The sequence below is a fragment of the Methanimicrococcus hacksteinii genome, from assembly GCF_032714515.1.
Taxonomy (GTDB): Archaea; Halobacteriota; Methanosarcinia; order Methanosarcinales; family Methanosarcinaceae; genus Methanimicrococcus; species Methanimicrococcus hacksteinii.
Map to the genome: position 1 here is coordinate 165741 of NZ_JAWDKC010000011.1, position 14258 is coordinate 179998.

At 43.8% G+C, this 14258-nt stretch carries 10 protein-coding genes; 6 read left to right on the forward strand and 4 right to left on the reverse strand.

Features of this window, described 5'->3' with window-relative positions:
• The first annotated feature begins 213 nt into the window (after positions 1 to 213).
• Positions 214 to 5139 carry a cobaltochelatase subunit CobN gene (locus tag MmiAt1_RS02840; protein WP_318785383.1) on the forward strand — a complete coding sequence of 1642 codons (4926 nt, stop codon included), beginning with the start codon at positions 214 to 216 and terminating at the stop codon, positions 5137 to 5139.
• 322 nt (positions 5140 to 5461) lie between these two features.
• Here MmiAt1_RS02840 and MmiAt1_RS02845 read toward each other — a convergent pair whose 3' ends face one another.
• The 3 genes from MmiAt1_RS02845 to MmiAt1_RS02855 form a co-directional block, all read right to left on the reverse strand.
• On the reverse strand, positions 5462 to 6475 hold the full coding sequence (locus MmiAt1_RS02845; protein ID WP_318785384.1) for a methanogenesis marker 2 protein: 1014 nt from the start codon (positions 6473 to 6475) through the stop codon (positions 5462 to 5464).
• Positions 6476 to 6491: 16 nt separating this feature from the next.
• Positions 6492 to 7406 carry a nitrogenase cofactor biosynthesis protein NifB gene (nifB, locus tag MmiAt1_RS02850; protein ID WP_420891269.1) on the reverse strand — a complete coding sequence of 305 codons (915 nt, stop codon included), beginning with the start codon at positions 7404 to 7406 and terminating at the stop codon, positions 6492 to 6494.
• 123 nt (positions 7407 to 7529) lie between these two features.
• The gene (locus MmiAt1_RS02855; protein ID WP_318785385.1) at positions 7530 to 8156 is read right to left on the reverse strand and encodes a flavodoxin family protein; all 627 of its coding nucleotides are present in this window, start codon (positions 8154 to 8156) and stop codon (positions 7530 to 7532) included.
• Between the two features lie 218 nt (positions 8157 to 8374).
• Here MmiAt1_RS02855 and MmiAt1_RS02860 point away from each other — a divergent pair, with 218 nt between their 5' ends.
• From MmiAt1_RS02860 to MmiAt1_RS02875, 4 genes are all read left to right on the forward strand, one after another.
• Positions 8375 to 9352, forward strand: coding sequence for an MBL fold metallo-hydrolase (locus MmiAt1_RS02860; protein WP_318785386.1), 978 nt, complete (start codon positions 8375 to 8377; stop codon positions 9350 to 9352).
• Positions 9353 to 9508: 156 nt separating this feature from the next.
• Positions 9509 to 10270 carry an HAD family hydrolase gene (locus MmiAt1_RS02865; protein ID WP_318785387.1) on the forward strand — a complete coding sequence of 254 codons (762 nt, stop codon included), beginning with the start codon at positions 9509 to 9511 and terminating at the stop codon, positions 10268 to 10270.
• 210 nt (positions 10271 to 10480) lie between these two features.
• Complete coding sequence (locus MmiAt1_RS02870) at positions 10481 to 10762, forward strand: DUF1294 domain-containing protein (protein WP_318785388.1); 282 nt, start codon at positions 10481 to 10483, stop codon at positions 10760 to 10762.
• A 183-nt stretch (positions 10763 to 10945) separates the two neighbouring features.
• Positions 10946 to 12934, forward strand: coding sequence for a hypothetical protein (locus MmiAt1_RS02875; RefSeq protein WP_318785389.1), 1989 nt, complete (start codon positions 10946 to 10948; stop codon positions 12932 to 12934).
• A gap of 5 nt (positions 12935 to 12939) precedes the next feature.
• On the opposite strand, the gene MmiAt1_RS02880 is transcribed toward MmiAt1_RS02875, so the two are convergent.
• Complete coding sequence (locus MmiAt1_RS02880; protein WP_318785390.1) at positions 12940 to 13188, reverse strand: hypothetical protein; 249 nt, start codon at positions 13186 to 13188, stop codon at positions 12940 to 12942.
• A 91-nt stretch (positions 13189 to 13279) separates the two neighbouring features.
• Here MmiAt1_RS02880 and MmiAt1_RS02885 point away from each other — a divergent pair, with 91 nt between their 5' ends.
• Entirely contained in the window at positions 13280 to 14155 is an 876-nt protein-coding gene (locus tag MmiAt1_RS02885) for an MTAP family purine nucleoside phosphorylase (RefSeq protein WP_318785391.1), read from the forward strand.
• Positions 14156 to 14258 lie beyond the last annotated feature (103 nt).

The window sequence follows — 14258 nt, forward strand, 5'->3', positions numbered from 1 at the left end:
TATTATCTTTTTTAATTAAATGGCTGACGCTAGTCAATTTCGTCGTTTTACGTTTTTTAATATTTGTTGCAATAATTCATAATATTATTAATAATTTCTCTAAAAAGTATTAAATATTTTAAATTTAGTAACACGTTTAATTCGACTGAATGAAATTTTCCAAAAACCGAATCATTTTTACACGGTTTGAATTTCCTGTCAGGGGTATCCGTTATGAAATACACAAAAAATCATTTATTTTCGTTCTTTTCGTTCTTTTTGGTTGTTTTGGCCGTTTTGACCGTATTGTTTTTGACAGCTTCGCCGGCTTCAGCGGCTTCGGTTGAAATTGCATACATTACAGACATTGACAGTCCGTTTCCGCTCGGGGATGCATCCCAATCGCTTTCAGGCGTCAATCTTAATTTGTACGCCCTTCCGGGAGATTCAGACCGGCTGAGTACGGGTGTTTCGGAAGATCTTGTTTTTATTGATGTCCGGTCCGAGGCCAATCTTGAAATGATTGACTCTTTGAAAGCAGGCGGAAAATTTTCGGGAACAGTTCTTCTTTTGACAAAAGACGCCGACAATCTTTTTTCGGCCGAAATTACTTCTTCCGAATCTTTTACGGACACGGATGAATTAACAGCGGCTCAATACTGGACGCGCCATCCGGAAAATCTGAAAAATCTTCTGATTTGGTCGGCCGATAAATTTGCCGGACAAACACTCGGCCCGGCAGCCGACCCGATTGATATGACCGATCCGGACAACAGAACTTCTGTCCTGCTGGTTGTTACGCCCAATGCCGTTGCCATTTCGTCTGTTACGGATGAACTGTCCGAATACGGTATTGATCTCAAATTTGCCAATTTGACGGCTCTTCAAAGCGCGTCCAGCGATTCTTCCGTTATTCCTTCTGTTTTGGAAGAAATCGATCAATTTGACGGCGACATTATTTTGGAAATCGCTGCCCCGGGTTTAAACCCGACTTATGAGGCGAATATTTCCGCGGCTGTTGAACGCAGCGGCGCTGTTGCGGTTCTCGGAAAAGGATTGTCTTTAAATGCTTCTAACTTGACCGTTTCAGTTCCGACGAACTCGGGTTTAGATGCGGAGGATATTGCAAAAATTAAATTGACCGGAAATTATTGGGCCACCGTTCTGCCTGAAAATCTGGTCCGAATGTTTGTTTACATGTCTGTTCACGCAGACGGCCGCGCCGATTTAGATTCTCTTATCAAACCGACAATGAATATTCCGACAATCGGCATTTATCATCCCGATGCGCCGACACTGACTTACGGTGCCAATAATGACGAACTTCCTCACCTTTTTGATGACAGGTCCGCTTACAATAATTGGTATGCAGATTACAAGTCTGAAAACGGATTGGAAGATAACGGCCAATGGATTGCCGTTTCTTCCTATTACAGAGATTATCAGGAAGGAAAAATGCACACCGAAGAGATGATGATTCGAAAACTGGAAGCCGAAGGATACAATGTTCTTGCCTTTTTCCATCCGGCAAGCGCGTCGGCGGATGTCAGCGCTTATTTCAGCGAAAATCCGGCGGACGGCAAACCGGTTGACGTTTTCATTCATTTCCAGACCTTCGGCGCAAACGCGCCGCTGAACAAATACGGTGCGCCTGTTTTGGAAGCCGTTTTGCTGAGCAGCTACACGTCTTTGGAAGAATGGCAGGGAGATCCGAACGGTTTGAAGAAATCAACCTTCTATTACAAGATTGATCAATCCGAATCGGCGGGGTCCGTTTTCCCTGTCGGCGTTGAAATTCAGATGACTGTCGATGATCCGATTCCGTATCCGATTGAAGACCGTGTTGACCGTCTTCTCGGGCAGGTGAAGGGATATTCGAATCTGCGCCACACACCGAATGAAGAGAAAAACATTGCATTGATTTATTTCAACCATCCGCCCGGTAAACAAAATATCGGCGCCAGTTATTTCGATTTGTTCGGCTCGCTTGAAATGATTCTGTCGGCCATGAAAGATGACGAATATGATGCCGAAGTATGGACCGAAGAAGAAATCTATGACAAAATTATGACCGGCGGCCGCAATGTCGGCGGCTGGGCGCCCGGCGAACTTGAAAAATTGGTTAATGAAGGACTTGCAGATGATTCCGTTGTCTTGCTCCCCGTTTCCACTTATGAAAAATGGGTCGATGAATTATCGGACGGGCAAAAGAAAATCATTGACGAAATGACCGCCGAATGGGGCGCGCCCGGAAAAAGCGATTTTATGACCGTTACAAGAAACGGCGAACGCTTTTTCGTCCTGCCGATTATTCGAAACGGCAACATCATTTTAGCGCCCGAACCGGCCCGCGGCTGGGAAGAAGATCTTGAAAAACTTTATCACGATATGAACATCCCCGTTCCGCACCAATACGCCGCATTCTATCTGTGGCTCCAAAAACCCGCGGAAGACGGCGGATTCGGCGCGGATGCGATGGTTCACCTCGGCCGTCACGGAACACAGGAATTCCTTCCCGGCAAAATGATCTGCATGGATGAGTCAAGTGCTGCTGATTTAATGGTCGGGGATGTTCCGAACATTTACCCCTACATCGTTGACGGATCGGGCGAAGCGCTTCAGGCGAAGAGACGCGGATACGCAACCGTCATTACGCATCTGACGCCGCCGATTGCGCAAAGCGGTCTTTCTGTCGAATTGTCGGGGCTGAACGAAAAAATCATCGAATATGAGCGTGCCAAAAGCGGCGGCGGTGATTCTTCCGGGTATAAAAATTCCATCATTGAAATTCTCGGCTCGAGTACGGTTGCAAACGATTTAGGCATTGATGTTTCCGGGTTCGACGACGATGCTTATTTTGAAGAATCGCTTGAAGAAATCACGGAATATTTAGAAATTATCACGCAGCAATCCATCCCGTACGGAACACACGTTTTCGGCAGCCGTTTGTCGGATGAAAAAATGAGCATGTTTGTTGAAACGATTTACGCCGACAGACTGTTTTCAATTTCCTGCAGCCTTCTCGGATTCGGCGAAAATCCCGATTACGGCGAGCGCGATGAGGCGCGTTTATTCGCTTCTTCAATGGCGCTTATGATTGTCGAAAGCACTTCCAAAGAATCTTTTATTTCGGCGGCTGCCGGGGCTCTTGAAGTCGAAGAAACCGCTTTGGCAGCTCAAAAAACAGATTTGGAGAACCTATATACGACGGCTTTAGGAACAATCAACAAATTGGACGGCATTTGGGAAACGGAAGGGCTTTTAAGCGCTTTAAACGGCAGATACATTGAAACAAGTCCGCTCGGCGATCCTGTCCGCAATGAGGATGTTCTTTCGACCGGCCGAAATCCTGTCGGTTTTGTTTCAAACCGGGTCCCGACAGCCGAGGCTGAAGCAATCGGCATTAAAATGGCGGATGAAATGATTTCGGCGTATTATAATGAAACCGGAAGCTTCCCCGAAAAAATCGGCGTCGTTTTGTGGTCGGTTGAAACTTTCCGGCATGACGGCGTGATGGAAGCAATGGCGATTCATTTGATGGGCGGCGAAATTATCCGCGCAGCGTCAGGCAGTGTCACAAATACGAAAATCACTGTTCTTTCCGAAGACAATTTAAAAGTCATGACAAAAGACGGCGCGCTTCAAAGACCTCGTGTTGATGTTGTTTTTACAATCAGCGGTCTTTATCGGGATACGCTGCCCTACCAAATCCGTCTGCTGAATTCGGTCGTCAGTATGATTTCCGCCTATGATTCCGACAACACGATTGAAAATCATGTCCGATCGAATACGCTCGGCATGGAAGCACAGCTGAACGGGCTCTCAAACGCCGATAAAGAAGAAATTATCCGCAGTTATAAGGAAGCTGATCCTTCTTATGAAGGCGGTTTGGACGATTTTGATGCTTTGGCGGCCCAGCTTTCTAAAATCCGGATTTTCGGTCCGCCGCCGGAAAGTTACGGAACCGGCATTGAAAAAGAAATTGAAGCCGGCCAGGGCTGGGATTCTGACAGCGCGATTGACAAAATCGCGGAGCTCTACATTTTCAGAATGGCGAACATGTACACCGTTAACAGCGCCGGCGACATTATTTTCCTCGGCAATTTCGGAATCGTTTTTGAAATGAATTTAAAAGGCGTTGAAATCGTCACAAACAGCCGTTCCAGCAACTTGTACGGCATTTTGGACAACGACGATTTCTTCCAATATGTCGGCGGTATGTCTGCCGCTGTTCAAAGTTTGGATGAAAACAAACAGCCGCCTCAGGTTCAGGTCGTCAACCTCCGCATCGGCGGCAAAGAATCGGTTCAGTCGCTGAGTGAGTTCCTGACGCTTGAAATCCGCTCCCGCGCTTTGAATGAGAAATATCTGCAGGGAATGATGGAATCGGGATATTCCGGCATGAAAGAAATCTCCGAAATCGTTGACAATTTGTGGGGCTGGCAGGTGACGACACCGCATGCCGTCAGCGAATACATGTGGAACGATGTTTACACGGCGCTGGTCACAAATCAGGATGTCAGCGATGCTTTCAGAAATTCAAATCCGTACGCCTACGAATCCATGCTGACGCGCATGATTGATGCGAATGCCAAAGGCTATTGGAATCCGTCTGAGACAACAATTCAAAATTTGGCCAAAGAATTGGCCGAAACGGTTGTCGCAAGCGGCGTTGCCTGCTGCCATCACACCTGCGGCAACCCGACGCTGAACAATCACATTGCAGGAATCTTGTCCATTCCGGGCGTTGTTGAAAAAGATGTTGCAAAGCAATGGCAGCAGCTGACGGAAGAAGCGACCAATGTCAAAATTAAGCCGACAAACACCAAACCGCCGGGCAAATCTTCGAGCGGAACGGGCGCGGCAAACATTGTCGAATCCGGCACCGACGGAACGGAACAGGTTCAGGCCGATCCTGTCGGTCAATCTCAGGAAGAGACGAAAAATCCGGGTCAAGGCGCCGGAACGGATATGACATCGACACCCGGCCAATCGGTTTCCGGTTTTGAAATGACGGTTCAATCCATCAGCGACGCGGCCAATTCCGTCCGCGATTTCATTGAAAATCCGACCTTCTCGGCGACGTCGCTGGTTGCGATTTTATTTGTTGTCGGAACGGTCGGGGCGCTGTTTTACGGATTCAGAAGAAAAAATATTTGATAAATTTTAACGGACGGGATCTTTCCCGTTCTTTTTTCTTTCTTTTTGTTTATTTATGGCAATGGCAATGATTGTTTTAATCGTCGGCGTTGTCTTCTACGGCTTCCGCAAAAAAAATATTTAACTCCCGGAAGCCGAACTTAAAAACAGACCTCATTTAAACCAACCCTCTCAAAGATTGTCCGAATTTGAAAGTTCGGACAATCTTCCGATTTTTCAAATCGTAAAAAACGTAAATGCGAAAACCTGAATTGAAAACTTCAGCTGAAAACTTTGTTGAAAACTTTAACTGAAAATCTTAATTGAAAACCGCAATTCGAAATCAGATCTTTTGAATTCCCGTAATCTTATCTTTTTCAAAATCAAAAACAACAGCCGTTTCATTGCCGTCTTCAATCGTCACTTTCCGGTCCGCCGTCATTTCGCCGCAAACCGCGGCAGTCATGCCGCCTTCTTCCAAAACGCGGATGCACTCTTCTGCGTTTTCAGGCTTTGCGGTCCAAACAAATCCGGTTCCGGGGTGCATTAAACACCATTTTTCAATCGTGATTTCCGAATTTTCGGAACTTTTTGGCCTCACAATGTCTGCCGGCCTGATCTGTGCGCCGACACCGCTTGTTTCGCACAGCATGCCGAGCGTTCCGATCACACCGGGATTGCTGATGTCTTTTCCGGCTGTTGCCAGCTGTCTCTGTCCGATAATTTGCGGCGCTTCATACATCTTTCGGATTTCTTCCGGCGTTTTGGCGGAGACGGATTCAAAACTGTAAGGCGAATTCGGCCCGGTCCGCCCGTCCAAATCAATCGCGTAAATGACAACGTCTCCCGGTTTTGCCGAATCGCTTCGAATGATGTGTTCTTTTTTCGCGATTCCGATGATTGCAACCGACAAGGATTTTTCGCCTTCCGGATGCGTGTGCCCGCCGACGACAGGAACGCCGAATTTTTTAATGCCTTCCGCCATTCCTTTGAAAATCTCTTTAAACGTTTCGGAATCTGTCGATGACACAACGTCGACCATCGCAAGCGGCCGACCGCCCATCGCGGCAATGTCGTTCACATTGACAATCACGGACGTAAATCCCGCCCACCACGGACTTTTTTCAATCAGCCGGCCCCAAATGCCGTCGGCCGCAAACAAGATGACATCGCCGTTTCCGATGTCAATCGCCGCCGCATCGTCTCCGAAATCCGCGATGCAGCCGCCGTAAGCGTCGGCGACATCTTTGAAAATCTCGGAAACAGAGGCGATGGGTCCTTTTCGGGAAGTGCCGTCAAACGTTTTAATGGATTCGGCGAGTTTTTGCAAGTCAATCGATGAATCTGAATTCGGCACGCTGTTACCCCTTCGTTTATTCCTTAATTTCCCCGTCTTTTTTGGAGGCGGTAATCGTTTTCAATTCTTTTCCGCAGGCTTTCTTCTCAACCGACAAATCGTTCCCGAGCAGGCCGTAAGCATCTGATCTGCATTGCCTGCAGTGTTTCATCTGCTTGACATACGGCGCGCAGGCGTCCTGAACGGCTTTTCTTTCCGCGTCTGTCGGCGGCACAATATCGGCAAAAGCGGCTTGGTTGATGAGCGGCATCACATTCATGATGTAAACACCGAGGCCGTTCATTTTTTTTGCGATTTCGATGATGTGTTTGTCATTGATTCCGGGAATCAGCACCGTGTTGATTTTAACGGTCATTCCCGCGGCAACCGCCATTTTGATGCCTTTAAGCTGATTTTCGATTAAAATCTCGGCGGCGGCTCGGCCTTCATATTTTTCGCCGTTGTAATAAATCATGCTGATGATTTCTTTTTGAATATCAGGATCAATCGCATTGAGCGTTACCGTCAGCGTTTCCACATTTGATTCCTGCAGTTCGTCAAAACGATCGGGCAGTAATAATCCGTTTGTGCTGATGCAGAGCGTCTTGTCCGGGAAATTTTCGCGAATGAAGCGGAATGTTTCAAACGTTTCGTCATTGTCCAGCGGGTCGCCCGGTCCGGCAATGCCGATGACGCTGATGTAGGGATTCTGTTTTAAAATCTGTTCCGTTCTTTCAAGCGCGTTTTTCGGCGAAAGAACTTCGCTTGCCACACCCGGCCGGCTTTCATTGACGCAGTCAAATTTCCGGTCACAGTAATTGCATTGAATATTGCAGGACGGGGCAACCGCCAAATGCAGCCGCCCGAATTTATGCTGCGCTTCCGGAGAATAGCAGGGATGCTCGGCAATTTTCCGCCGCGTCTCATCGCTCATACAACTTTTCAAAATCATTCACCCCGTTTTTGAATTTTATGTTTTTAAGCCTGACTTTATTTTTTTGGCATTCGTTTTATGTTTTTACAGTTGTTCGTATATGTTTTATGTTTTAGCTTATGCTTCATCTATGTCTTGTGTTTATATTAATTGTTTGCCGATTTCTCTTGCTTTTTCCAACACACTTTCGTCTTTTAAAAGTTCGTCCGTGTTGTGAACGCCGGCGGCAGTCACGGTTCCGACAGGAACAAATCCGTATCCCTGAAATATGTATTCGATCCGTTCCGGTGTTTTTGCATAATGTTCCGGCATCGGTGCGCCCTGCGTGATGACAACCGCTAACTTTTTGCCGGCGGGAATCAATGAATTGCGTTCGGCATCTTTTAAAGCAAAACAGCGGTCGATGAACGTTTTCAGCTGGCCGGTCATTTCGCCCATGTAAATCGGCGTTCCGATTACAACGGCATCCGCTTTTTTCAGCTCGTCGTAAAGCAGGTACATATCGTCTTTACGAACACAGGATCCGGTTTTTCGGCAGGATTCGCAGCCGAAACAGCAGCCGATATTCATCTTTGCCAAATTGAAAATTTCAGTTTCGACACCTTTTGTTTCGGCACCTTTCGCTTCAGCTTCTTTTGTTTCGGCACCTTTTGTTTCGACACCTTTTGCTTCGGCTTCTGTCGCTTCGACTTCTTTCATCATTTCGTTCATTAAATATTTCGTACTGCCGTTTTCGCGGGCGCTGCCCAAAATTCCGATAACCCTCATTTCTTTTCCTCTCTAATCTTTGGTTTTTGATTTGCCGATTTTGTCCGTCTCTCCGGCAAGTCTTCTCTTTTATCGTTTTTCATTTATATTATACTTCTCTTGGCGAATATTGTATTTCAAAAAGCAGAAGTTTATGTCATATTTTTATAGTTGTTCATATAATTATATCTAAGCTTTAAAAACGATAAAATGGTAAAAACGAATCTAAAGGTGTTATTTTGTCAATCGAGTATCTTTCAAATCCCAATCTTCCGATCATTAAAAACGGGTGGAAAGGAAATCCTGTCCGAAACGGCTCTTTTTTAAATGATCGCCCTTCCCAGATCAGCATAACGAAATTTGCGAAGTCCAGATTGTATAATCCGCAGCGGACAGAACGCAAAAATGATACGTTTCGTCTCGGGTTCTGCCCGAATGATGATTTTTTCAAATCCGATGAAGACATGATTGTCTGGCTCGGCCACGCTTCTTTCTTTATCCGGCTCGGCGGCGTCACTCTTCTGACCGATCCGTCTTACAACAGTTTCCCGACACGCCCGCGTATGGTTCCGATTCCCTGCGACGTGGATGTTTTCAAGTATGTCGATTACGTTCTCATCTCTCACATGCATCATGATCATGCCGATATGCGCTCGCTTCGGAAAATTTTCAAAGGAAACAAAAAAACGCAGGCGCTTTTGCCTTTGGGCGGTCATAAATATTTGAAATATTTCACTTCCAATTGGCAGGAAGCCGGCTGGTACCAGCAGTACCGGACCGTTCCCGAAATCGAAATCTATTTCCTTCCCAGTTTTCATTGGTCGCGCATGGGTCTTTTTGACAACAACAGCACGCTTTGGGGCAGTTTTATCATTCGCGGCAACGGCAAAACCATCTATTTCGGCGGCGATACGGCCTGGAGTTCTCATTTTGAAACCATCTCCGAACTCTTTCCGTCAATCGATTACGCGATTCTGCCCATCGGCGCTTACACGCCCCGCTCCATCGCGGGAACCGCCCACATTTCTCCCGACGAAGCCGTCAAAGCCGCCGGGATTCTCGGCGCGGAAAATTTGATTCCGATGCATTACGGCACTTATAAAATGGGACAGGAGCCGCTCGGTGAACCGTACCGCAAAATCTGCCGAATGAATGAAGACGGCGAAATCTGCGGCTGTTTGAATTGTTTGGATGTCGGCGAAGAATTTTTGATTTGATTCGATTTGGTTTGGTTCGATTTGGTTTGGTTTGATTCGATTTGATTTCGGATCAAATTCATCTTCTCGAATCTGCTTTTCCTTTTTTCCGATAGGTTTATAATGTTATCTTCGTTCATTTTGAATAATGATTTTTAAATAACAGGAACATTTGAAATGACGGATGCAGAAAAACAAAAAATTCAATACATTTTTTCGGATATGGACAACACGCTTTTTGATTTCGTTCACGCCAAAGTCAAGGCCTGCGCGGCTGTTGTCGATCATATCGGAACCGGGGATCCGCATGAAATGCTTTCTTATTTCCTGCGCGGTATTTACGGATTTGAAAATTTGGAAAATATCGAAGATTTCCTGAAAGAAAAATATGTTTTTTCCGAATCTCTTTTTGAAGAATGCTGCTGCATCTATGAAGATGTCAAAGTCGAAAATGTCGAACTCTACGACGGCGTCCGCAAAACGATTGAAACCGTCAAAGACATGGACCGCTCTTTTATTATTGTGACCGACGCGGATACGGAAAACGCTTACCGCCGGATGAAACGCGTCAAGCTGGACGGCCTGGTGGACGACGTGATTGCTTATGATATGTCCGGCAAAAAGAAACCCGATCTCGGCGCCTTTGAATTTGCGCTGAACCGTTCCGGCGCGAATGCTTCCGAATCTATGTATATCGGCGACAGTCTCAGGCGCGATATTGCGCCCGCCAAAAAAATCGGCATGGTAACAGCGTACGCCGCTTACGGTGACCGAAACGACCATGACCGTGATTTCTATTTTGAACCGGATTACAAATTGGGCAATCTCGGCGAAATCATTGACATTATTCAAAAAAATCCGCAAAAAACTTCACGGCAGCCGCAGAAATCATCCGTTTCAAAACAGGCCGATGAAAAGGCAGCCGTTTCGGAAAATTAATTTTTTGTCTGATCGGATTGTTTTTCTTTTGTGTTTTTGCTTGTCTATTTTTGATTTGCTTGTTTTTGATTTGTTTGTTTTTGATTTGTTTATTTCTCTTTCATTTGATTCAATGTATATTATTTTACAAAGTTATTCTTTTAGAGAATGTCTCATTTAATTTTTGATCCGTGCATCAGATATATATAGGATACTCGATTTCTCAAATTTATGGTGGAACTCATCTCTAATTTTGGTTTTTTGGCGGTTATCTATCTTGTTTTAAACATTATTGCATTTGCCGCATATGGTTTGGATAAGACGAAAGCATCGCTGAACAAATGGCGCGTCCCTGAAAAAACACTCTTGATTCTGGCTTTTTTCGGACCTTTCGGGGCTTATGCCGGCATGCTTGTTTTCAGACATAAAACACAAAAGAAGCCGTTCACATGGGCTGTTCCTTTGTTTATGCTGATTCATTTGATTTTAATCGGAATTTTTATTTTTTTCTAAAAATTCCTTATTAATTTTTTAAATTTATTATGTCATATTACTTCATGAGTATTACTCATATATCTTAAAATATTCAGTATGTTCCTAATAAACTTTATATATCTTTGACTATTATGTTTTTGATATACTTTCAAAAACGAATTATTGTACAATTCATATGAAATTTCATTGTCGGTAAATAATATGCTGTCTCAATTCAAATTTTGCCTCCTTTTTATTTTGCTTTTATCCGTTTTCGGAACGGGACTTGCAGCGGCAGCGGATGATTTTGATCCCGATAAAAATTCTTTAAACTCAATTCTGAGCGGAAATCTGCATATTCTGGATTACCAAGAAACCATATACGTCAACGGAGAAACCGTCACAATTGTAAACAATTTTGAGTCTGTCAGAGACGGTAATATGGTTCGAACTTACAACGGAGCCACATATTCCGCAAATTCCGGCATATTCAATGTTCTTGCCGTGAATGTTATTCAATTTAATTTGTCTGATATAACTTTAAACGACGACGGCCAATTTGTCATTTATTTATGCGGTTCTTTCAATGAAACCGATACGAATGTCACTCATCTTGACCGCGAACTGACATTTAAAGTCGAATCAAAAGAAGTTGAAAAATTAAATACGGAAGACCCTGAAAATGCAGATCCGGATGTCAAAAAGATTGTTTATCCGGTTACCGGCGGATTTACACACGATTTTAATAAAAAACCGTATTATATTATTGATTTTTCAACGTATTTCAATGACGGCTCTTCCGTCTATCCCGATTTTAAAGAAACAGTCTTGTATGAAAATAATATGATTTACTCTTTTGAACAAGGCTGTCTTCGAATGATTTATTGGTATGAAACCGAAGACGAAAACGAAGAACTTGAAGACGGTGATGCAAAAACAGATTTTATTCCGTATGAACCGGAATTTATTATGAACTTATCTTCGCAAAATTCATTTTCTCTGAACCACGTTTTCATTTGTCCTGTTCACGATTCTTATATCGGATATGATTCCGATTCCCGAACTGAAAAAGTGAATGTGGCCGGCACTCTTCTTTCCGAATGCTCTGAAACATATCAATGGAATATTTTGATTAACGACGACGAAAAAGACGGTTTGAATTATTTATGCACATATCAGGATTCTCATACGGATGAAAATTTAAATGACGATTTTGAAGAATTACCTGATGTGAATGATGAAAATGCTGCATTGTATCCGCATTTCATGTCTTTGAATTCGGATGCGTTGAGAAGCGATTTGCTGAAAAACCGCAATTTGGCCGTCACTTTCTATCCGTATAAAGTGATTCAGACGGATGACAATACGCCTGATGAAAATGCAGATCCGAATGAAATCGGCAATGAAGACGAAAAAGAAAATGTCGTTTCATATCACGATGCTGCTTATTCTTTTACATTTAAGCGTGAATTCCGCAAAATTTCATTTAATCCTGTCATTGAAGACGGAAAAATCAGTATTTCCGTTAAAAATGATTTGTCTTCTCCCGAAGTTTCCGGCTTGTCCGGCATTTCTTTCCCGGGAAGCGAAGCACTTTTGGAAGTGCTTCAAAATTCCGAACTGATTGTTGAAAATTTAAATTCGGAAGTCTTGAAAAGTATTGAAAACGAATATCTTGGAGACGAAACACCTGTTCATGCGGTTGTCAATATCGATTTCAGCAACAAAGATGAAATCAACGCGATATTGTCTGAAACTGAAGGCAGGGTTCTGCTGGAGTTCGAAGTTCCGATGATTGATTCGGAAGGAAACGTCATTGAAAGAGATGAATTAAACATCTTCCACATTGTCGAAGAAAACGGCGAAACAAAATTAGTGCCGCTTAAAATTGAAAGTGTTTCCCGGATGGATGATTACTATATTGTAACAGCGGGAACGCCGAGTTTTTCTTCTTTTGCGGTGGCATCCCTTGAACCTGAAGCCAAAACATCCCGTTCAGGCTCGAATTCATTCGGTTTTGCCGCGGAAATTCCCGTAAACGAACCTGAAACAAAACAGAACGACACACCGGAGCCTTACAGTATTGATATCCCGCAAAACCCTGTTACCGATATCATTCAAAAGGTGCAGGGACATTTGTCCGTTTTCTCAATATTGGTTGTTCTGACATCCGGCTTGTTCATGTGGGATTATATCCGCAGAAGAATTTAATTTCTTCATCCGATATTCTTTTCATTTGATTTTCTGCTTTCTTTCTCTTTTTTTCTTATTCTTCTTTCTGTTTTTTTCTCTTTTCTCTCTGTTTTCTTTTCTCTGTTTTTCTCTTCTCTGTTTTTCTCTTCTCTGTTTTTCTCTTCTCTGTTTTTCTCTTCTCTGTTTTTCTCTTCTCTGTTTTTCTCTTCTCTGTTTTTCTCTTCTCTATTTTTCTGTTTTCTTTCTGCTTCCTCTCTTGAAATTTTCATCATCTTAAAATAGAAAGCCGTTATTCATTTTGTATTCGATTTAATTTAATCCAATTAAATTTATTTAATTTCATTTAATTTTTGAGATGATATTTTGGAATCTTTTAAAAATACGGCATTAACGGTTATCGGCGGCGTCGGATATGATTCTCTGTCCGAAGACGGCGCGGCGCGGTCTGAAATTAAAACACCTTACGGGACTGTTTCTGTTTCCGCCTTTTCAAAAGACGGTTCGGATATTGTTTTTATTTCCCGTCATCAGGGAAAACAGCATGTTCCGCCTCATAAAATTAATTTTTTGGCGCTTGTTGACGCGGCCCGCCAAATCGGCGCTCCTGTTTTGTCCGTCAATTCCGTCGGATTAATGAGAAGCGTGCCGCTGACCGGGAATTTCGAAACAAAAGACCGGCTCAAAGACAAGCCGGCCGTATCCCCTGAGAACTTTTTGGATTTTCCTTTTTTTGTCCCGACCGATTTTGTGGATTTGACGAAAAACAGAATCAGCACATTTCATGATGAAGACACGGTTCATGTCGACATGACGGACCCGTACTGCGTGTACATTCGAAGTTTGCTGTACGGCATTTTAAAAGACAGATCTGTTTCTTATTCGGAAGGGGTCTATTTGTGCACGGAAGGGCCCCGGTTTGAAACAAAAGCGGAGATTCAGATGTTTGCTCATTACGCGGATGTTGTCGGCATGACGGGCATTCCCGAGGTTGTCCTGGCAAAAGAAGCCGGCCTTTGTTATGCTTCGTTTTGCACGATTACAAATCCGGCGACCAGTCTCAGCGGAAATATGGTGACGGCCGATGAAGTAACAGCCGCCGTTGAGAAAAACCAAAAAACTGTTTTTGAAATTATATTCGCTTTAGCATCCGTTTTATCGGATTGCAGAAATCATCCCGATCAAAACAAATGTCATAAAAACTGCCGGTGCCAAAATGCAGTCGTCGGCGGCAAACTTTGATTGCCCCGATTTTTGATTTTGATTTTTAGCTTTGATTTTTACTTGAAATTTCGTTTTGATTTTTATTTGAAATTTCGTTTTTGATTTTTACTTGAAATTTCAT